We start from the raw sequence: 21464 nt of genomic DNA on the forward strand, positions 1-21464 counted from the left end.
GCATAATTTTGATTCGTTTATTACAAATAAGTATCGAAGATGCAAGAGATCGCACCAAATTTCCCAAAAAAAAAGGCTTAACAGCAGGTTAAGCCTTGAAATGTCCTAGTGCTTAAGCAGACATCCGTGATTAATGTAAACGTACTAGCTTGACAGTTCATCTTCCTAAAGGAAGTCATTTATACTTTGGAGAAAAAACTTGAGAAAAATGACACATCGCGTTAAGCTTCCTTAGCGTAACTGCACGCTGTGACATCAGGCGATGACAAATCAACACTCTCCAGAAATTCCTGACTACACTTGGAATCGTCCCATCGGTTTAGGCTGGGACAAACCTTATACAGTCCGCTATGCCAGTAATATTGATGATGGCCCTTGGCATGGGATGCCGTTGGGTGGTTTTGGTGCAGGTTGCATCGGGCGTTCTTCTAGAGGAGATTTTAACCTGTGGCACATCGATGGCGGTGAACATATCTTTAAAAATGTGCCGAGTTGTCAATTCAGTGTGTTTGAGTCTCATGGCACATCTTCTCAAGCCTACGCTTTATCTACTCAATCACCAGAAGATAATAGTCTCAATGCTTGGCAATGGTATCCAGCCAGTACAGGCAGGGGAGCAGAGGAGCAGGGGAGCAGGGGAGAATTTACTTCCTTTCAAACAGGGACTTATCATGCTTTATATCCGCGTAGTTGGTTTGTGTATGAAAATGTCTTTCAAGCACAGCTAACTTGTGAGCAGTTTTCGCCAATCTGGGCAAATAATTATCAAGAAACGAGTTATCCGGTGGCGGTGTTTTTGTGGAAGGCGCATAATCTCAGCAATGCACCGATTACTCTCAGCATTATGCTGACTTGGGAAAATATGGTGGGCTGGTTTACTAATGCGTTGAAGTCGCCGGAAGTCAAGATCCGCGATGATGGTAGCCCAGTTTATGAATATCAGCCGCGCTGGGGTGAAAGTCAGGGAAATTACAATCAGGTAGTGGAAAATTCCGAATATTTTGGTTGTTTTTTAGGCAGAGTGGGAATTAGTGAACCTGTACAGGAAGGTGACGGGAGTTGGTGTATTGCAACTGTGAAACATCCCCAAGTGGAAGTTTTTCACCACAGTAAATGGCATCCTGAAGGTACGGGTGAGGAGGTATGGCAAAGCTTTGCGGCTGATGGTTCTTTACCTAATTATCTAGATACTAATCCAGCAGGAGAAAATCAACGTCTAGGAAGTGCGATCGCAGTTCGCTTCACTCTCCAACCAGGGGAAACTTTAGAAATTCCCTTTGTGTTGGCTTGGGATTTCCCGGTAACAGAATTTGCCGCGGGAGTGAATTATTACCGTAGATATACAGATTTCTTCGGTAAAGACGGGAATCAAGCCTGGAAAATTGCGACTACTGCCTTAGCAAATTATCAAACATGGCGATCGCAAATTCAAAGTTGGCAAGCGCCAATTCTCAACCGCGAAGATTTGCCAGATTGGTTCAAAATGGCGTTATTTAATGAATTATACGACTTAACTAGTGGTGGTACTCTCTGGAGTGCAGCATCAGAAATCGATCCTATCGGCCAATTTGCGGTGTTGGAATGTTTAGATTACCGCTGGTATGAAAGTTTAGATGTGCGGTTATACGGTTCCTTTGGCTTGCTGCTACTATTTCCCGAATTAGAAAAGTCGGTGATGCGGGCGTTTGCACGGGGAATTCCCCAAAGTGATGACCATCAACGGATTATTGGCTATTACTATACCATTGGTGCAGATACAACAACCGCCACCCGTAAAGTTGCTGGTGCCACACCCCACGATTTAGGCGCACCCAATGAACACGTGTGGGAGAAAACTAATTACACCTGCTATCAAGACTGTAATTTGTGGAAGGATTTAAGCTGCGATTTTGTCTTGCAAGTTTACCGCGATTATTTGCTGACTGGTGCTGATGATGTCGAGTTTTTAGCAGATTGTTGGGATGCAATTGTTCAAACTCTGGATTATCTGAAAACTTTCGACAAAGATGGTGATGGAATTCCAGAGAACTCTGGCGCACCAGATCAAACCTTTGATGATTGGCGGTTATTGGGGGTGAGTGCTTATTGTGGTGGGTTGTGGTTGGCGGCTTTGGAGGCAGCGATCGCAATTAGTGATATTTTAATAACGAACCAGGGAGATGCAGAGAAAGGGAAACAGAAGTTGATTTATGAGGGTTGGTTACAGCAATCTCTCCCAATTTATCAGGACAAGTTGTGGAATGGACAATATTACAGGTTAGATAGTGGCAGTGGTTCTGCTGTGGTGATGGCAGATCAATTATGTGGGCAATTTTATGCCAGATTACTAGAACTACCGGATATTGTACCGAGCGATCGCGCTTTATCTGCCCTGAAGACTGTGTATGATGCTTGTTTCTTGAAATTCCAAAATGGTGAATTTGGTGCGGCGAATGGTGTGCTTCCCGATGGTTCACCAGAAAACCCCAAGGCTACCCATCCTTTAGAAGTTTGGACAGGAATCAATTTTGGACTAGCGGCGTTTCTGGTACAAATGGGAATGCAAGATGAAGCTTTGCGGCTAACGCAAGCTGTAGTGCAGCAAATTTATGAAAATGGTTTGCAATTCCGCACACCAGAAGCAATTACCGCAGCTGGGACTTTCCGAGCTAGTACTTACCTCCGCGCAATGGCGATTTGGGGGATTTATTTAGTGATGAATAGATAGTAGACAATGTTGTACTGAGAATGAAGCTTGGAGTTGAGAAAAATTAATTCCAAGCTTTTTCATTAATACAATTCTTTCCTAGAAAAACCGACTTCTGATTATTTTTTCGGAAAATATAACTTTATCTAATATTTAATATTAGTTATTTATATCTTTTTAAAGTTTTATTGACATGGTTAGGAGGTATTCTAAACATTAATGTCATGGAATCATGACTTTTTAAATTGATTCAGTTTATGTCTCCCCAAATATTGAAATATATGTAAATTCTTACCTAACATTTATTTAGAGAAAAGCAACATTTTAGATTAAGGCTAGTTTCTTTTATTTTTTATAATTAACTATGAAAAGTTTTTTACCAAAAAGACAAATTAATCATACATATATCAAAAATTTTCACTATAAATTACTACATGGCTACTGGTTTAAAATTCGTGCAAGTAGACGCTCTGTTACTTTAGAGATTCCTCATCACAAACATATTTTTTGGAGTTGGTGCGGGAGTTTTTTTGGCATAGCTTTAACAGCTTACCTTTCTGTTAAAACTAATTCTCCTTTACTAATTGCTCCTTTTGGTGCTACTAGCGTTTTGATTTTTGGTGTACCTGATAGTCCTTTGGCTCAACCGCGTAATGTCATTGGTGGTAATTGTTTGGCTGCTATTGTCAGCCTGATTGTTCTGCATCTTTTTGGTTCAGAACCTTGGGCTATGGGAATGGCTGTTGCTACTGCTATTGGAATCATGCAATTAACTGCTACTTTGCATCCACCTTCAGGTGCAGTTGTATTAGTTGTCATGATGACTAAAGCTCCTTGGCACTTTCTTTTCACTCCGGTATTAGAAGGTTCTATTATCCTTGTGTTGTGCGCTGTTATTTTTAATAATCTAGCCAAGGAAAGGACTTATCCAAAATACTGGCTATAAACCTGCAAATTTATCAGAACTTATCCTGGCAGATTTTGAGTTTCATCATATATAAAAAAGACACGAAATTTCGTGTCTTTCTATTAAATTGTTTAATTTTCCAGCACTTCTCGTAATAAAGAAGCCAATTTATCAGCGCTATCAGGAACGGCGATCGCTTTGGCATTTTCCCCCATTTTGGTTAACTCGGCAGGATTTTGCAATAACTGTAAAACTTGAGTTTGCAATATTTCGGCGGTTAACTCTGACTGTTTGTAAGTAATTGCTGCGCCAGCTTTGGTAAATACATCTGCGTTGTAAGATTGATGATCTTCCGCTGCAAAGGGGTAAGGGATCAAAATTGCGGGTGTGCCACACACGGCTAATTCTGTTAAGCTACCAGCACCAGAACGACTAATTGCTAAAGTTGCACGCCGCAACAGTGCCGCCATATTGTCATAAAAGGGTAACTCTATATATTGCGGATGTTTAAAAATACCTGCATCGGGATCGCGATCGCCTGTTAAATGCACAATATAAGCACCAGTATCTAACCAAGCACTCGCAGCTTGACGGACGAATTTATTCACAGCCACTGCGCCTTGACTACCGCCAAACACGACAATTAACGGTGCATTATCGGGGATAGTTAAATCTAGCGGGGGAATTTCTCCCTCTAAAAATTGCGATCGCACTGGTGTACCAACACAGACATTTTTAGCTTTGGGTAAATACTTGGCTGCTGCGTCAAATCCCAGCGCCATTGCATTGCACCAAGGGCCAAAAAACCGTGTCACTTTTCCTGGTAAAGCATTAGATTCGTGAAAAACTACAGGTAAACCTAAAGAACGCGCCGCAATCACCGCAGGCCCCGCAATATAACCGCCTGTCGTAAATACGCCCTGAAATTTGCCCTGTTTGAGAATTCGTCGAACTTCTATAATCGAACCAATGAGTTTAGCCAAAATGCCTAGAGATGCAAGTCCGAACCCTTGCTGGAACCCTTCAACTGGAATAGTATTCAAGGGGTACTGTTTGGGAACAAGTTGCGTTTCTAGTCGATTCGGCACACCCAACCATTCAATTTCATAGTCTGGCAGTTTTTCTGCCAGTGCGATCGCTGGAAACAAATGTCCACCAGTCCCACTAGCAGCTATGAGTAATTTTATCGGTGCGTTTGTCATCAAACCTCTACCGTTTAGCGCCTAGCTTAATTAAGATAAAACAATTTCCCTACGTTCATGAATAAAATCAGTAAACTGTTACCAATGACTAACATTATTGCTGTATTCCTCAAACGCCAACCCAGGTTTTCTACTCAAAGTTGGCTGTTATTATCGCTGCTGACACTGAGTTTAACTAGCAGTTTACACCATGTGCAAGCTGCAACTCCCCCAAAGGCACCCGCAGAACTAAACAATTTATTAACACAAATTGATACAGCTGCTAGTAAAGGCAACGCTAAAGCCGTACTCCAATTCTATAGTCCTAATTTTACCAATGGAGATGGGTTAAACCGGACAAACTTGGAAAAAGCCCTGCTGACTCTTTGGAAACAATATCCCCAGTTACGCTACACAACCAAGGTGCAATCTTGGAAATCTGAAGGTAATGGCATTATTGCCGAAACAGTGACTAACATTTCTAGCGCACCATCGACTAACGCTAATAAATTGGCGCTGAATGCAACAATCACATCTCGTCAAAGAATTGTTGGCGGCAAAATTGTTAGTCAAGATATCTTAGGGGAACGTACTTTAATTACCTCTGGTAATCAACCACCCCAACTGGATATTAAATTACCCCAGCAGGTAAAAGTCGGACAACAATACAGTTTTGATGCGATCGTTAAAGAACCATTAGGAGATGATTTTCTCCTAGGAACAGCGACAGAAGAACCAGTTAAAGTAGAAAAATATCTCGCTCCCTCATCTTTAGATTTGCAATTACTCACATCAGGCGGCATCTTTAAAGTCGGACGCGCACCCGCAACTCCTGGTAATCACTGGATTTCAGCTGTGATTGTTCGAGGTGAAGGGATCACAATGGTGAGTCAGCGTTTGCGAGTAGTCAAAAATTAGTCGTTAGTCCTCTCTTACAAAGTTCTGAGCGCCGGCTTCCGGCGCTCAGACTTTGCGCTTTGTCATTTGTCATTGGTTTGTACTTGACTCTTAGCTCTTAACCATTGACCATTGACTCTTGACCATTGACTCTTGACTAACAATGATTTCCCTACAAAATCAAATTGTGTTAATTACTGGTGCAAGCAGTGGAATTGGTACTGCTTGTGCCAAGGTTTTTGCTGGTGCTGGTGCAAAGTTGATTTTAGCGGCGCGGCGGTTGGAAAGGTTGCAAGAGTTAGCCAATACTCTCAATCAAGAGTTTGGCACAGCAACTCATTTATTACAGCTAGATGTGCGCGATCGCCCGGTGGTAGAATCTACCATTGCTAACCTACCTCCCGAATGGTCGAATATAGACATTCTCATCAACAACGCCGGTTTAAGTCGCGGTTTAGATAAGCTACACGAAGGCGACTTTCAAGACTGGGAAGAAATGATAGATACCAATATCAAAGGTTTACTGTACCTCAGCCGCTATGTCGTTCCGGGGATGGTAAAGCGCGGTCGTGGTCATATAGTAAATCTTGGTTCCATCGCCGGACATCAAACTTACCCTGGTGGTAATGTCTACTGTGCAACCAAAGCTGCGGTCAAAGCAATCTCGGAAGGTTTGAAACAAGACCTGTTAGGTACTCCTGTACGTGTAACGTCTGTTGATCCTGGGATGGTGGAAACAGAATTTAGTGAAGTGCGGTTTCACGGCGATGCGGAACGCGCCAAGCGAGTATATCAAGGTGTAAACCCCTTAACTCCTGATGATATCGCTGATGTGATATTTTTCTGCACCACGCGATCGCCCCATGTCAATATTAATGAAGTCATACTCATGCCAGTAAATCAAGCTAGTGCCACTCTCGTTCATCGGCATAATTAAAGTAATAACATTCTTAAAAATAGGTTTGGAAAAGCTTATACAGACTACTGCTGACGCTGAAGACTTAATGGTAGTGGAAGATAGGCATTGTTAGCAAAACTCTCAATTAACCTATAGCCGTCGGATTTGATTTTTGTAAAAACCCCAGTATGGGCGAACATCCATTCGCCCATACCTTTGGTAGAAAATATTTACACGCATTAATTTTTGCTAGTTACTTATCAGCCTCACAACAGCATTAAGATGCTTTTTTGGCTCTATCCTAGAGCAGATTTTTTCTATACTTACAAGTTCATTTAGCTTGATCTATATGTATACTACGGTTAATACGTCGAAAAATCGTACTATAATCATGGTGTCTTTACACTCAAGCTTATCTAACGCACCTGCGAAGAACGCCAAACAGCATTTTACCAGACGGTCATTCCTGCCAGACCAGCAAAATGTTCTTTGGCAAATTGAAAAAGGCTTCGTACGTACTTTTACTTATTTAGAAGATGGTACAACAGTTGCTCTAGGACTATGGGGGCCTGGAGATATCATCGGTAAAGTCTTGTCAAAAATGGAACCTTATCAGATGGAGTGCTTAACCAAAGTAGAAGTCAAAAGCTTGCTCATGGAAAATTGGTATCAAGCGCAAGAGACCTTACTAGCACATATCCAACAAGCTGAAGAATTGATGGTAATTCGTAGTTATAAAAAAGTTGATACTATGCTGATTAAACTATTAGCATGGTTGTCCAAAAAGTTCGGTTCACAAGTTGAACAAGGACGTTTAATAGATATGCGCTTAACTCACGAAGACCTCGCAGAAATGCTTGGTTCTACCCGCGTAACCATCACTCGGATTTTAGGGCAATTTGAAGAAGAAGGTTTAATTGACCGTCTATCTCTCCATCGCATCGTCGTGCGAGAAGAAGACATTTGGTATTATGAAATTTAAATTCAGCAACTGTAAAAACTTTATTAGGCAGTAATTCTGGGGGATAAAAGCTAAAAAATCTCATTTTGGGCAAAACCAGGTCTATGTAAAGTACCAGTAATTACTTTATTTTCTAGTCTTTCTCTATACTTCATTTGATAATCATTGTTCAAGGCTAGAACTAGAGATTTTTATACCTTGCTAGATTTACTCCCCCAATCATTATTTTTAAATAATATAAATATATAGACATATAAAAAACGAAATTATTCTAAATTACAGAGAAACTATTCATGTAAGATATAAAATCATCATCTAAAGAGCTTGCGCTTAATTTTGCACATTTTTTGTGCATAAAAGTGTTTCTTTGACAGCACTCAAAAATTAACAAATTGAGGTAAGTATGATATTGATAAAACGTTATCTGGTAAGCATCTTCTCTGTTGCAGCTTTAGGATTGGCTTGCTTACCTGCTCATGCTGAAACTAACCAAACAAGTACTCAGACTGTTGAGCAAAACGCTGCTATTGTAGGCAATGACAGCCAAATTTATCAACGAGCAGATCAAATTAATATCCAAAACAGTCGTCAGCGCATTAGAGGTCGGCGTTCTGGCGGACGTGTCAATCAAGACAATGGTCAATACACAGGTCAATCTGCTGGCGCTGTAGGTGATGGCGGTAGAATTGGCCAACGCTCTAGGCTAATTAACATACAAAGAAACTCTATTCGTCGTGATCAGCGTCGGAGATAGTCTAAGTACTAAGCGATTATTTATAAAGTAAAAATAAAATTCCAGTAGGGTGTGTTATTGCTTTGAGGACATATCCTATCTAAGTATTCACTTTATAAATGGTCTCTGAAACTCCCAATCTTAAATAAGATTGGGAGTTATAAGCTAATTATTGAGTTAATCAAGTTTAAAATTGTTGGGCTTTTTGAACTAACTCAGCATCAAAAAGCTTTTTTCCTCCATTTATGGAGAAATTTCATTATGATAGCGAAAAAGTCTTTACCCTTAGCGATTTTATTAGCTCTGATGGTTTTGCCAAGTGCAGCCAGCGCATCCAGAGTTGAGATCCGTACTGATGACGGTACAACAATCGTTGATTCCGATAACGGGATTAAAATCATTTCTGAAGAAGACAGGGATCAATCAACAGATAGTTACTATACTCAATCTGAGTCTTCTGCCCGTCGTCGCCTGCGACGATATTATCGACAAGCTCCCTGTCGTCGCTACACTTCTAGCTACACCAAGCATCAAACAAGTTACTCAGGTAGAAGCGTTACTCAAAGCACAACTTCTACAACTGTGTGTCGATAGTAATTAAAGTTGATTTTGACTAGGAGATAAGCATGAAATCCAAACTTTTGTTCCTTGGATGGTTATCGAGCAGTGCTTTACTATCGATATCACCTGCTGTTACTGAGCCTGTAGCTGCACAGTGTGTAATGACGGATGTTTCCGTGCAAGTAGCTGTACGTGGCTCTAGACAGCCTTCCCGCCAGAGCAACAATGTAGATCTGCAAAATCAAGGTAGATGCTCAGGAAACGCAATTACACAAGTTGGTACCCAAGTGTATACAGGGAGTGGACGAGCAAACCAACAACGTACCAGCAGACAACGCATTAATGGTGGTAGAGGTAACGGTACAGGGATAAATGGGCCGACTATTAAAGTTCCTGTTGGGGTGCAGGTGGATGTTTACAACCCAGCCTATAACCCATCTTTAACTAGACCTCGTAATTTCCGCCGCTGAAATCTATCAGTTTATTTAGGTGCAGGCTTGAACCCTTTAAATAATATGGGATGTGATATTTTGGCTGGAAAAGATAAATTTGGTGGCTCAATAATTACGAATTCGTAATTAAAAGGGTACAAGCCCCACTAAAATTTAAAATTTGGTAGTTATTCAATGAGTTGATTTAAAGTATGGCGAAGATGAGCAAGAAAAAATTTATTTTTAGTCTTTTAACAGCAGTTACAACTTTTGGCCTGGTTGCGTCTCCTACACTAGCAGAGGTTAACAGTAATCAAGGAGCAAACCAAACAGCGGCGATTAATGGGGATAACAATACAATTATCCAAATCATTAATCAAAGTAATCGTCAACAAAATAGCCGAGGGCGGATAAATCGTCATCAGTCACCTGATCGGCGACGTGATGATTTTAACCGAAATCAAGGTTATGGGCGGCAGGAAAGTTCACGCCGTGATCGTGGAAATCATTATGGACGTTACAAAAAGTACCGTAATAATAGTTGGGATAGATAGTTGATTTAGCCCAGATTATCTCTCTCGAAACCACAGTGCTAGTCCACCTCCCCGGCCACGGGCGGCGATAAAATCTTCTGTAATTAAAAAGAAAGCAAAAAATGGCAATTTAGCGATGGGTTTGTTGTCAAAATCTTTTGTTTGTGATTTATTACCGCCTAGAGGCTGGTTGTAAATAACACGACCAAAAAGACTAATTTGGATGTGGGTAAAATCAAATGCCAATAGGTTTTTTTTGCCTAAATATTTGGCTGGGCCTGTGAGTTTAAGAAACACAGACCCTAGTTTCACCTGATTGCTAATTTCTGCTTTGGCTGATGTTGCTTCACTAAAGGAAATATAAGTTGGCGTAAATTTAGGCCAATAAAAGCCTTTACCCAAAATTATGCCGCCGCGCTGTCTTACTTTACGTGTTCCGGTGGCAAAGCAGAGTCGCCATGTGCCGACAAGAGAATCAAAAGTATAGCTAATTCGTTGCTGTTTGGCGGTTTTTTCTGCTTGTAACAGAGCATCAACTATGACTTTAGCTGATGGGCGATCGCTATCTTTGTCAGCTTGGGTTAACGTGGCGACAAACTCAGATCCAGCAAGTGATGGTAACTCAGCCGTCATGAAAAGTTAATTATTGTGAAGATGAACCTGGTCTCAGTCTATCCCGCCAACTGGGTGTTGATGCTGAACCCGAACCAGAAGAACCAGAACTATTACTAGTTGACGGTGAAGAATGTCTAGACCTTCTAGGTGTAGGAGATTCTGATTCAACTTGTCTAGATCTTCGGCGAGAACGGGGGGATGGTTCTGTCGCTGAGGCACTAGAATCATTTTCTACAGTGCGAAAGCGCCGCCGTCTTCTGGGTGTCTCAGTATTATTGTCTTGCTGCTGGTAACTACGTCTGCGTCTTCTTCTGGATGAGCCGCTATCATCAGCATCACTGGAATTCACCTCATCATTATCGTCACTAGAACTAGAACTGTTGAGGATTTTCTTGGGTTTGATGGGTTGGGCTTTAATTGTGCCTTTGCGACCATCTAACTTTGGCCTTTCAGGGAATTTTTCCACAGTCATTCCCTCTATGGCTTTTGCCATAAATTCGTGCCAAGTGTAAGCGGCGCTACTACTACTACCATAAGTGGCGCGGTTGTCATCGTTACCTAACCAAACTCCCGCCACTGCTTGGGGGATGTAGCCAATAAACCACAAATCTCTGGCTTCATCAGAGGTTCCTGTTTTGCCAGCTACAGGTCGATTATCTAACTGAGCAGCTGCACCAGTCCCTTCGACCACAACGTTACGCAGCATCCAGGTCATGATTGCGGCACTATCAGCATCAAGCGCTCGCTGTGATTTAAAATTAGCTGACCAGATAACTTGGCCTTGGCGGTTGAGGATGCGACGAATACCATGCGGCTCTACGTGTAATCCTTGAGTGGCAAAACTGCCGTAAGCGCTGGTTAATTCTAAAAGGTTGACTTCGTTGGAGCCAAGGGCTAGAGAATAATTGGGTTTGAGTTCCGATTTAATCCCCATATCGTGGGCTAGTTTAATCGTTGGCGCAAATCCCACATCTAGCAATACTTTCAATGCAACTATATTTACAGAGCGAGTGAGGGCATCTCGCATATTCATCAAGCCCCGAAATTTTTCGCTATAGTTTTTTGGTTCGTAGCCATCGACGATAAAGGGAGCATCTAAATAGGTATCGTAAGGGCTTTTCCCTGTTGCGATCGCCGTGGCGTAGACAAATCCCTTAAAAGTTGAGCCTGGCTGACGTTTGGCTTGGGTAACGCGATTAAATTGGTTTTTACCAAAATCTTTACCCCCCACCATTGCTTTGATTTCCCCACTGCGGGGGTCTATAGCCACCAAAGCAGCTTGCTTAAAGTTTTCCCAACGCCCTTGATTCCGTAATACTTTTGTGACTGCGGCTTCGGCTGCTTTTTGCCAATTTGAGTCTAAGCTGGTTTCTACTGTTAAACCACCAACCGCCAGTACATCAGCGGCAACATACTTGGGCAATTCTTGCTGAACGTAACTGGTAAAGTAGGGTGACTCGACTTGTAGCCGTTTCGGCAAGCTACTTTTGACAATTAATGGTTCTTGAGCCGCAGCTTGACTTTCGGCAGCGGTAATAATGTTATCTTCACGCATCCGTTGTAATACCAAATTCCGCCGTTGTTTAGCAGCTGCGGGATTTTGTTCGGGAGAATATAAACTTGGGGCAGGAGCTAACCCAGCAATTGTGGCTGCTTCGGCTAAGGTCAGTTGGTCTACTGGCTTACTGAAATAAACCCAAGCTGCATCACCTACACCATAAGCTCCTGAGCCTAAATACACCAAATTTAAATAACGCTCTAAAATTTGGTCTTTAGTAAATTCTGCTTCTATTTTCTGGGCGAGACGGACTTCTTTGAGTTTGCGCCAGATGGTTTTTTCTTGTTTTAAGAACAGAATTCGGGCTAATTGTTGGGTGATGGTGCTACCACCTTCTACCACATTTTGCGATCGCAAGTTATTCAAACCTGCTCTGACAATCCCTTGGGGATCGACACCGTTGTGTTCTGTAAATCTTCGATCTTCTGAGGCAATAAAAGCTTTTTTTAATTTATCGGGGATTTGTTCTATTTTAAGTTGCTCTCTGGTAGCTTCTCCTTGTTGCTGGAGGATATTACCATCAGCGGCTTTAATTGTTAATGTTTGCTCACGGACAAAAGCTTGTAGTTCTGATTTATCTGGCAAAGTTTTATCTATTGAAGTAATGACGTATTTCGCAGCAACTACGCCACTACCGACAGTTAATATTGCCCAAAACCAGAAACGACGATAAAACGGCTTTTCCCTACTGGTAAATATGGTAACTATTCCCGATGAAACATTACCCATCCGTCCAAATAGTTGCCTCACCTTTCCCACCTTGGTTGGGGGTAAGCTCTCGGCAGTGGATTCCTCATTTTTATATTGATTACCAGGCGACAATCGCGGTTCCTCCTTGTCAGAGTCACTCAAACTTTGTTGGTTGTTGCTTGAACCAGGAGGTGAGATTCCCCACGTTAGTTCCTTGCTCCAATTAATCGCAGATTAACCGCCTAAAAGACTTTTGAGGGGTTAATTAACTACGTTCGTGTTAGTATATTATCCTATAAATAATTAACTGAATTCATTGCTACAGAAAATATTATTCTCATAATTAGTACGTGAATTTTGTCAAGATTTAGTCGGTAATTTTATTTAATTCTTTAAAGAAAAATTGTTAAAACTATCCGGTCTCAATGGGGAGCAAAATATAATCAATCATCCTCATGATAGTGGACAAGAATCTCTTAGTGATAAAAGGTCTGGGCGGATTGCTGTAGCACTTGGTAGTAATCTTGGTGATTCTCGAAAAATCTTAGAAGCAGCGATCGCTCAGTTAAGCTTTATACCAACAATGCAATTAGAAGCAACATCCAGTTGGTATATAACCAAAGCAGTAGGGCCACCGCAGCCAGATTACATTAATGGCTGCGTAACCTTGCAAGTAGACATGACACCGCAGTTATTGCTAGAAACCTTGTTAGCCACAGAACAGCAATTTGGGCGAGTGCGGCAAGAAAGGTGGGGGCCGCGATCGCTTGATTTAGACTTGTTGTTGTACGATCAAGTAATTCTCGACACCCCAACCCTGCAAATCCCCCATCCCCGGATGCGCGAGCGAGCATTTGTTTTAGTTCCCCTAGCCGAAATTGCTCCAGATTGGATTGAGCCAGTTTCCGGATACACGATCAAACAGTTGGTAAAAGATGTAGACTGTTCTGATGTACATTTACTGAAGAGCAATTCAAGTCACTACCAATAAACACACAAAATCCTGATCCCACAAACGACAAACAGTGTTTGTTCGTTGATTTTGAAAAGATAAAACTATAACTATGCCATTAGGTAGAGAATTACCGCAGTTATTAAAACAACGTCTGTTTCATAAAGGACGCAAATTTGATTTTGAAGTCAATCGCTTGCGTTTACCAAATAAATCGGAAGGCGAATGGGAATGTATTCGTCACCCAGGTGGGGCGTTAGCTGTACCTGTAACCAATGAAGGAAAACTGGTACTTGTACGTCAATATCGCTTCGCCGTTCAAGGCAGAATCTTAGAATTTCCCGCAGGAACTTTAGAACGCAATGAAGATCCGCAAGCAACAGTCAAGCGGGAAATTGAGGAAGAAACAGGCTATAGCGCCCAAAAATGGCGCAAACTTGGAGAATTTTTCCTTGCGCCTGGATATTCCGACGAAATTATTTATGCTTTTCTCGCCCAAGATTTAGAAAAGCTAGAAACACCACCAAAACAAGACGAAGACGAAGACATTGAAACGGTTCTTATGACACCAGAGGAACTGGAAGCCGCAATTTTACAAGGTGAACCCGTAGATGCTAAATCAATCGCCAGCTTTTTCTTAGCACGTCCTTTTTTGTAACTTTTTTCAATATATAGGTTCAGATACCCGACTTTTCCAAACAGTCGGGTATCTTTTTTTATAGCAGAAATCGAGCCAGAATATGCGGAAGAAGTGGTTAATATTCCAGTCCAAATAGCACGATAGAAATTAACTTTCGATAGTGTTTGGAGTGATGATACCAAACGTAAATAAATTTATCCTCTCCACTAAATTTAAACGGGGATGGGTCATGAGTAATGACCTATCCCCGGTATGCAATTTGTCTCTAGCAGACATTCTATTTTTTATCCCGATTGATCCAAATCCCCCGCATTCCCGCAGCTTTTGCCCCTTGATAATCTTCGATAATACTGTCACCAATATGCCATGCTGCTTCTGGTAAACAATCGTGTTTTTCTAAAGCAACGGCAAAAATTTGGGTATCAGGTTTAGCAGCGCGTGCTTGGGTAGAAATTGTCACCGAAGTGAAATAATCACTAATACCTAAACTTTGCAACACTGAATAAATTCGAGAATCAAAGTTAGATATGATTCCTAATTCAATGCCCAAATGCCGCCAGTTCATGAGCGAAGGCAAAACATCAGCATAGATAAACCAAGGTTCAGCAGTCCCAAAGTGAATGTAAAGTTCGCTAAAAAAAGCCGAAAAGTCAGAAAATTGCTGGAGAAAACCAGCCGTCTCAAAGGTATTAAGGGCAATTATCCGCCACCAATCAAATTCTCGTTGAGGGATATCTGCTGGTTCTGCATCTAAAAATATTGGTGGTGGTGCGGCTTTAAAACTTTGGATGAATGCGTGATTTAATCTGGCCGCAGAAACTTCTACACCAAATTCTTTGGCTATCTGACTATATACTTCGCCCACACTGCCTTTTACGCCGAATATTGTGCCGACAGCATCCAGAAAAATAACTTTCGGTCGTTCCATCAAACTGTTTGTGATTATGTATTTTGAAGGTGATACCAATGCAAAACAAGAAAGGCACTGATGAAGAACCCCCAATCAATCTAAAATCGTTCGACTGAGCGCAGCCGAAGTCCAAAATCTAAAATGATATGAGATTTAGATTGACTGAGAAAGTGTCTCTATAATAGGACGGACTAGCCAATTAAAACCAACTTTGAGTTGATGTTCTAAAGTCGGCATTCGATACAGATAGGCTAGACGACGCGCAACATAACCTAAAGAACCATCTAGTTTGACTCCTAAACCAGTCAAAGTAGCGTTATCTGTTCCCAACGCCATCATTTCTCCTAGTTTTTGGTAGCGGAAGGGTAACAATGGGCGATCGCTCAAAGAAGCCCAGATATTCCACGCAGTATAATCAGCTTGTTGAAAAGCTGCTTGGGCTGTGGCGGGAATTTGTTGATCTTCCGCATCACGACAGTCGGCTAAATCGCCCAAGGCAAAAATTTCTGGGTGGTCAAGAACTTGTAAGGTTGGTGTAGTCGTGATTTGATGGCGCTGGTTTTGCTTGAAAGGTAAGTTTTTAACTACAGGTGCTACTTGTGTACCTACAGTCCAAATAACTAAATCTACAGGAATTGTATCGATTTGATTTTTGTATTCTAAGGAGATGGTATCTGCACTAATTGATTCGACTTTGGTTTCTAAATCAATAAATACACCCCTTGCGTCTAAAGCTTTTTTGGCAGTTTCACGGTTAAACTCTGGGGAGGTGCGTAAGATTTGGTCGCTGATTTCAATTAAGCGCAAACGGCCTTTTTCGCCCAGCCTGTCGGCTAATTTACAAGCTAGTTCAACACCACTGTAACCAGCACCAACGATCGCTATCCGAATTTTATCAGCATCGGATTCTTGCAAAATTTGCAGTCGTTGTTCCAGACGGTAAGCATCATTGATGGTGCGGAACGGTAGGGCGTAGGAAGTCGCACCAGGAACCATATCTAGTGGTGTTTCTCCACCTAAAGCCAGTACTAAGCGATCATAGGCAATTTCTGGCCCATCTTGTAATTGTACTCGTTGTTGGTCGGTATCAATTCCTGATACTACTGCTTGGTAAAAGCGTACACCTGTGCCTTGGAGGAGTTCGGCGAAGGGAGGGGCAATTTCCCAAGTTTGCAGTTCACCTGTGAGCAATTCGTAGAGTAAAGGGGAAAATAGAAAGCGATCGCTTTGATCTACCAGTACAATTTCGGGTTTTTGCTGAGATTCCCAAGGTAACTGGCTTAAGCGCAACGCGGTGTAGAGACCACCAAAGCCTCCACCAAGGATTAAAATTCTGTGAGTTTGTTTAGTCATCATTTGTATAGGACGGTCAATCCCAGCAGGGCATCTACCTCTCAGTGTAATGATTTATTTCCCTCTATTGACTCAAAATATGATAATTTTTTCCCAATATTTAAACGCAAAAGGCGGTTTGCATTAATTACAAAGCGCCTTTTGCTCAAGTAAAATTCCAATTTAATTGATCTAACTAAGCTGGAATGAATCACACTCTAACAGAAAGTTTTGTTAACTTAAACATTCTGCTGTCAGCCTGATTTTTATGATTTAATTACCACCAGAAGTAACTGCTTTATTGTGTACGGCTGTATCTTCAGACCTTCTGTGCCATTCGCCGTTTTGGCCTTGTTCGTATTCGTTTCTTACACTATTCCAAGCAACATTAGTCGCACCTTCTTCACTTAAACCATCGCTTTGGGAAGCATTAAAAGCAGCAAAGAAAATTTGTTGGGCGTGTTGAGGCAGTTTTTGTTGAATATCTTGGGGTAATTCTTCTATTTTGTTATAAGGCATAAATTAACTCCAGTTACCTTGACCTGGGTACATGCTAGAAAATTTATGAATAAAACTTCCTCTTACTTTCAGTAGAAATAAATAATAAATATAAATAAGTCAACAGAAATATTTATTTTGCATAAAAAGGCGATCGCTCTAAATTAGGCAAGCGATCGTCATATATATCAATTAGCATAGGTCTACGTCAATAAACACACCATCTGGAATTACTAAAAAGCTTATGGTGTCACTATTCTTTCTTTTTCCTGGTTGTACTAGCCTCTATCGTAAAATTTCAGGCACTAATCAAGCTGAAAGTTGCTGTTCTGCGGTTTTGATGTTGCCGCGTACAATGATCAAATCTTCATTGCTGAGATTAACAACTAGGTCTTGGTCAAAGAAAATAAAAATGTATAAATCAATACATTACAATTCAAGTATTGCCAGTAAATAACTATAGCGGTAGTCAGATATGTTAGGACAATTTGAAAGCGTGAATGCCAGAAATAATCAGACTGTTCCTCCTGCCTCCTGCCTTTTGCTATAGTTGCTAATCAACCGCTCAATTACTCTATAGCGAAGCTTTCTTAATCTGCAAAATATTTAAATTTTTTTGGTCAATGAAGCAAATACAAATAATTAATAAAACGTCAAGCAAATATATTAAAAGCTCACATAATCACGCCATTTATCTAGCATCTTTGCGCTCACACCGGGAATACGTTCTAAATCTTGTAGGGATGTAAATTTTTGTTGTTGACGCGCAATAATTATCTTCTGTGCTAACTTTTTACCCACACCAGGAAGAATGACTAATTCTTCCAGAGTAGCTGTATTGAAATTAACTTTTTGAGTTAGTTGATTTTGACTCGATGTTGGTGCAACTATCTTAGGACATTTTTTCGTCTCTGCTGGAATTTTTGCCTGTATTTCTGATGGTAAACCAATTTGAGTTTTGGCATAAAGACGGGCAAATTCCCGCACATAATGAGCCGCCACTTGAGGATTTTCAATTACTATCAATGTTTCATCATTGCCACTATTAGCTGCATCTGACCAATTGTGCGAACCAGTAATAACTATATCATTATCAATTACAGCAAATTTATGATGCAATAAATCCCCTTTAGCTAACACAGGTACACCAACACTAGTAATAGGATTTGTCCAAGGTTTATTATCAATTTCATACTTACACTTATTACTCAATGCAACTCCCATCATATCTAAAGCTTCACTGTAGAAACGATAGGCAAATTGAGTGTCAATCAAAGCGCGAATACCTACACTTTGCTGATGACGTTGTTCTAAAATATCGGCAAGATGCTGTTCAGAAAATACAAATAATGCCAAATCAATAGATTTAGTAGCAGAATTTAAATGTTCACCAATTAAACCATTACTAGTTTTACTCCAAGGTTGAGTGGGAGAAGCTGGAGAAAACTGGACTGTAATTTTACTTGCGCCCAAAGTAATTTGTTTAGGAGAACGCAGTGGTTTGTTCAAACCGAATTGGCTATCTGGCTTACCTCCAGCGCCATCACCCCACATAATATTAAATTCTTGGGTAAACACAGATGCTAATTCTGGACTATCAATTTTTAGTAAATTATTAGCATTACCTAAACTGGTGCGACTGGTAAAATCGCCTGAAGTATCGCTGAGGGTAAAATTAGCAGAACTAACAATTACAATGCGATTATCAACAATCACAAATTTGTGGTGCATCAAACTACTGCCTGCGGAACCATCAGCTTGATCATCTATCCAGGGAATTTTGGCATTTTGAACAATTACTAATGCGTCTCTTTGATTAATTTCTTCTGGGCTGAGTTTGTTATCTTTATTTAAATCAATAAATTGATGAAATTCATTATATTTTTCTCGGTCTCTTGGTGCTAGTTTTTTGATATCATTTGGTGTATAGCTACTCCAAGAACGACTATAGCTATTTTCTAAAATTAATCTAACTTTCACCCCAGCTTTTTGTCTGTCTACTAATGCTTGGGCAACCTTGGGTAAGCGTAATTCTTGCACCGCCACATCTACAGTAGATTTAGCTTGAGAAATAGTATCGGCAATGATTTTTTCTAAGTCATCTCCCAGTCGAGTTTGCTGACGGTAAGATTCTTGATATTCTGAAGATTCAGAATGATTTAAATAGACTTGAATAAATGAATCTTGAGGTAAAGGTGATAAACCCTGATGAGATGATTTAGGTTGTTGACAAGCAGTGGTAACAAATATTAAGGCAAATAGCCAAAAATAACTGGGTTGACGAAAAATTGGCACGGTAATCTGCTAAAAGTGAATTGGTAGTGAACATAGTTATTGTTCCCAAAATACAGTACGCCTATTTAAAGAGGTAAACAGCTTGCTTGGCAATTAAAAAATCCGCCTATTGATGCACATTAATTCACATTTTCTCAAGATTTAACTAGAGAACTATCTATGATGAAAATAGTGAGTAGTCCCATGTCTGTGTTTTTTCGCTTAAGTGTTGTGATATGCAAATATATTTAGATTACAGTGCTACTACTCCAACTCGCCCAGAAGCGATCGCAGCAATGCAAGCAGTCCTCACTCAACAGTGGGGTAATCCTTCTAGTTTGCATGAATGGGGACAACGGGCGGCTATAGTTCTCGAACAAGCCAGAGTTCAAGTTGCAGACTTAATTAACGCTACTCATCCCGAATCAATTATTTTTACCGCTGGTGGTACAGAAGCAGATAATCTGGCAATTATTGGTGTTGCTCGGTTGTATACTGTACCGCAACATATCATTATTTCTAATGTGGAACATTCCGCCATTGCCGAAACAGCACGGATGCTGGAAATGTGGGGTTGGGAAATCACAACTTTGGGAGTGGATAGCCAAGGTAGAGTTAACCCCTTAGATTTAAAGGCTGCATTGCGACATAACACTGTCTTAGTATCAATAATTTACGGACAAAGTGAAGTTGGGACAGTTCAGCCAATTAGCGAATTGGGCAATATTGCGCGATCGCATGGTGCAATCTTCCACACCGATGCAGTGCAAGTTGCGGGACGTTTACCCATTGATGTGCAGACATTACCAGTCGATTTACTCAGCATTTCTAGCCACAAAATCTACGGGCCACAAGGTGCAGGAGCGTTGTATATTCGTCCTGGTGTAAAGTTAATGCCTATGCTGACAGGTGGTGGGCAAGAAATGGGGTTGCGTTCTGGAACACAAGCTGTGCCAATAATAGCTGGGTTTGGTGTCGCTGCTGAATTAGCCGCCAAAGAACTAGCCACCGAAACACCAAGATTAATTGATTTGCGCGATCGCTTGTTTGCATTGTTAGCAGATGTACCCGGTTTAATTCCCACAGGCGATCGCATCCATCGCTTACCACATCATGCAAGTTTCTGTCTGGAATATGCCGACGGCCAAAAACTCAGCGGTAAAACCTTGGTGCGACAATTAAATTTAGCAGGTATTGGCATTAGTGCTGGTGCTGCTTGTCATAGCGGTAAACTCAGCCCTAGCCCCATATTATTAGCAATGGGCTATTCTCAAAAAGCCGCCTTGGGAGGTATTCGCATCACATTAGGACGAGATACTACTGAAGCAGACATCGAGTGGACAGCGATGGTGTTGAAACAAGTTTTACAACGACTCACCGCAGATTTTACATTAGCCACACGCTGATTGAAGATCAGGTATGACATTGCATTGCTACGCTAAACTGATAGCAATGAGATAGTTGTAGTCATGTCTGTTGCTCCAGATTTAGAAACTCCAGAAGATGTTATATTTCCCCCAGGGGATTTATATAGCGACGAACCGCCTTTGGAAAGTGACTTACATCGGCTACAAATGACGCTGCTAATTCAGTGTCTAGAATTGTGGTGGAGCAACCGCAATGATTTTTATGTCTCTGGAAATATCACTATTTACTACAGTCCGCGCCAACGCAAGTCAGAATATTTTCGCGGCCCTGATTTTTTTGTCGTGTTGGGGACAGAACGCCAACCTCGTAAAAGCTGGGTTGTTTGGCAAGAAGACGGTAAATATCCCAACGTGATTATTGAACTGCTCTCAGATTCTACCGCTGCAACAGATAGAGGCTTAAAAAAAGAAATTTATCAAAACACCTTTCGCACGCCGGAATACTTTTGGTTTGACCCCCATAATTTAGAATTTGCTGGGTTTGTTTTGGTAGCTGGTAAGTATCAACCATTAGAACCAAACGCTCAAGGTTGGTTATGGAGTCAGCAGTTAGAGTTGTATTTAGGAATTGATCAAAATAAATTACGCTTTTTTACGGCTGAAGGTGAATTAGTTCCTACGCCAGAAGAAATCGCATATCAACAGACACAAAGAGGCGATCGCTTGGCCGCAAAACTGCAAAAATTAGGTATTGACCCAGATTCTATTTAGTGGATTCTACTGGTGATTAAATTTCATAAATCTACTGTCTGATTCTAGTATCTGGGTATGATCTGGAAA

Annotated in this window: 20 protein-coding genes; 13 read left to right on the plus strand and 7 right to left on the minus strand. The window is 41.0% G+C overall.

Annotated elements, in window-relative coordinates:
- Nucleotides 1-262 precede the first annotated feature (262 nt).
- Together AC504W_RS17735 and AC504W_RS17740 are read left to right on the plus strand one after the other, a co-directional pair.
- The gene (locus AC504W_RS17735) at nucleotides 263-2707 is read left to right on the plus strand and encodes a GH116 family glycosyl hydrolase (protein ID WP_494873577.1); all 2445 of its coding nucleotides are present in this window, start codon (nucleotides 263-265) and stop codon (nucleotides 2705-2707) included.
- A gap of 343 nt (nucleotides 2708-3050) precedes the next feature.
- Nucleotides 3051-3632 (plus strand): HPP family protein, encoded by a 582-nt coding sequence (locus tag AC504W_RS17740; RefSeq protein ID WP_103125961.1) that lies wholly within the window; start codon nucleotides 3051-3053, stop codon nucleotides 3630-3632.
- 92 nt (nucleotides 3633-3724) lie between these two features.
- Here AC504W_RS17740 and murG read toward each other — a convergent pair whose 3' ends face one another.
- Nucleotides 3725-4795 carry an undecaprenyldiphospho-muramoylpentapeptide beta-N-acetylglucosaminyltransferase gene (murG, locus tag AC504W_RS17745; protein WP_494873578.1) on the minus strand — a complete coding sequence of 357 codons (1071 nt, stop codon included), beginning with the start codon at nucleotides 4793-4795 and terminating at the stop codon, nucleotides 3725-3727.
- Between the two features lie 84 nt (nucleotides 4796-4879).
- Here murG and AC504W_RS17750 point away from each other — a divergent pair, with 84 nt between their 5' ends.
- From AC504W_RS17750 to AC504W_RS17780, 7 genes are all read left to right on the plus strand, one after another.
- On the plus strand, nucleotides 4880-5692 hold the full coding sequence (locus tag AC504W_RS17750) for a DUF8623 domain-containing protein (protein ID WP_494873579.1): 813 nt from the start codon (nucleotides 4880-4882) through the stop codon (nucleotides 5690-5692).
- 142 nt (nucleotides 5693-5834) lie between these two features.
- Nucleotides 5835-6608: an SDR family oxidoreductase gene (locus AC504W_RS17755; protein WP_494873580.1), complete on the plus strand. Its 774-nt coding sequence runs from the start codon at nucleotides 5835-5837 to the stop codon at nucleotides 6606-6608.
- A 352-nt stretch (nucleotides 6609-6960) separates the two neighbouring features.
- Nucleotides 6961-7551, plus strand: coding sequence for a Crp/Fnr family transcriptional regulator (locus AC504W_RS17760; RefSeq protein ID WP_494873581.1), 591 nt, complete (start codon nucleotides 6961-6963; stop codon nucleotides 7549-7551).
- Nucleotides 7552-7933: 382 nt separating this feature from the next.
- Complete coding sequence (locus AC504W_RS17765) at nucleotides 7934-8284, plus strand: hypothetical protein (protein WP_494873582.1); 351 nt, start codon at nucleotides 7934-7936, stop codon at nucleotides 8282-8284.
- Nucleotides 8285-8524: 240 nt separating this feature from the next.
- Nucleotides 8525-8857 (plus strand): hypothetical protein, encoded by a 333-nt coding sequence (locus AC504W_RS17770; protein ID WP_494873583.1) that lies wholly within the window; start codon nucleotides 8525-8527, stop codon nucleotides 8855-8857.
- A 32-nt stretch (nucleotides 8858-8889) separates the two neighbouring features.
- The gene (locus AC504W_RS17775) at nucleotides 8890-9294 is read left to right on the plus strand and encodes a hypothetical protein (protein WP_494873584.1); all 405 of its coding nucleotides are present in this window, start codon (nucleotides 8890-8892) and stop codon (nucleotides 9292-9294) included.
- Between the two features lie 182 nt (nucleotides 9295-9476).
- Entirely contained in the window at nucleotides 9477-9809 is a 333-nt protein-coding gene (locus AC504W_RS17780; RefSeq protein ID WP_494873585.1) for a hypothetical protein, read from the plus strand.
- Between the two features lie 15 nt (nucleotides 9810-9824).
- Here AC504W_RS17780 and AC504W_RS17785 read toward each other — a convergent pair whose 3' ends face one another.
- Both AC504W_RS17785 and AC504W_RS17790 read right to left on the minus strand, forming a co-directional pair.
- Nucleotides 9825-10421, minus strand: a complete 597-nt coding sequence (locus AC504W_RS17785) for a hypothetical protein (protein WP_494873587.1) — start codon at nucleotides 10419-10421, stop codon at nucleotides 9825-9827.
- Nucleotides 10422-10431: 10 nt separating this feature from the next.
- Nucleotides 10432-12783, minus strand: a complete 2352-nt coding sequence (locus tag AC504W_RS17790) for a transglycosylase domain-containing protein (RefSeq protein WP_494878683.1) — start codon at nucleotides 12781-12783, stop codon at nucleotides 10432-10434.
- Between the two features lie 310 nt (nucleotides 12784-13093).
- Between AC504W_RS17790 and folK the strand changes: the two genes are divergently transcribed.
- Together folK and AC504W_RS17800 are read left to right on the plus strand one after the other, a co-directional pair.
- Complete coding sequence (gene folK / locus AC504W_RS17795; RefSeq protein WP_494878684.1) at nucleotides 13094-13642, plus strand: 2-amino-4-hydroxy-6-hydroxymethyldihydropteridine diphosphokinase; 549 nt, start codon at nucleotides 13094-13096, stop codon at nucleotides 13640-13642.
- Between the two features lie 73 nt (nucleotides 13643-13715).
- A complete protein-coding gene (locus AC504W_RS17800) occupies nucleotides 13716-14261 on the plus strand; it encodes an NUDIX hydrolase (RefSeq protein WP_015115213.1) in 546 nt (181 codons plus the stop codon).
- Between the two features lie 259 nt (nucleotides 14262-14520).
- Here the strand turns inward: AC504W_RS17800 and AC504W_RS17805 are convergent, their stop codons facing one another.
- From AC504W_RS17805 to AC504W_RS17820, 4 genes are all read right to left on the minus strand, one after another.
- Entirely contained in the window at nucleotides 14521-15171 is a 651-nt protein-coding gene (locus tag AC504W_RS17805) for an HAD-IA family hydrolase (protein WP_096578539.1), read from the minus strand.
- 135 nt (nucleotides 15172-15306) lie between these two features.
- The gene (locus AC504W_RS17810) at nucleotides 15307-16506 is read right to left on the minus strand and encodes an NAD(P)/FAD-dependent oxidoreductase (RefSeq protein ID WP_494878686.1); all 1200 of its coding nucleotides are present in this window, start codon (nucleotides 16504-16506) and stop codon (nucleotides 15307-15309) included.
- 252 nt (nucleotides 16507-16758) lie between these two features.
- Nucleotides 16759-17004 (minus strand): ChaB family protein, encoded by a 246-nt coding sequence (locus AC504W_RS17815; protein WP_494873588.1) that lies wholly within the window; start codon nucleotides 17002-17004, stop codon nucleotides 16759-16761.
- A 645-nt stretch (nucleotides 17005-17649) separates the two neighbouring features.
- Complete coding sequence (locus tag AC504W_RS17820) at nucleotides 17650-19278, minus strand: DUF655 domain-containing protein (protein ID WP_494873589.1); 1629 nt, start codon at nucleotides 19276-19278, stop codon at nucleotides 17650-17652.
- Between the two features lie 215 nt (nucleotides 19279-19493).
- Between AC504W_RS17820 and AC504W_RS17825 the strand changes: the two genes are divergently transcribed.
- Together AC504W_RS17825 and AC504W_RS17830 are read left to right on the plus strand one after the other, a co-directional pair.
- Complete coding sequence (locus tag AC504W_RS17825) at nucleotides 19494-20663, plus strand: cysteine desulfurase family protein (RefSeq protein ID WP_494873590.1); 1170 nt, start codon at nucleotides 19494-19496, stop codon at nucleotides 20661-20663.
- Between the two features lie 63 nt (nucleotides 20664-20726).
- Nucleotides 20727-21395: a Uma2 family endonuclease gene (locus AC504W_RS17830; protein WP_494873591.1), complete on the plus strand. Its 669-nt coding sequence runs from the start codon at nucleotides 20727-20729 to the stop codon at nucleotides 21393-21395.
- Nucleotides 21396-21464: the final 69 nt, after the last annotated feature.

This window comes from Nostoc sp. C96 (genome assembly GCF_059384975.1).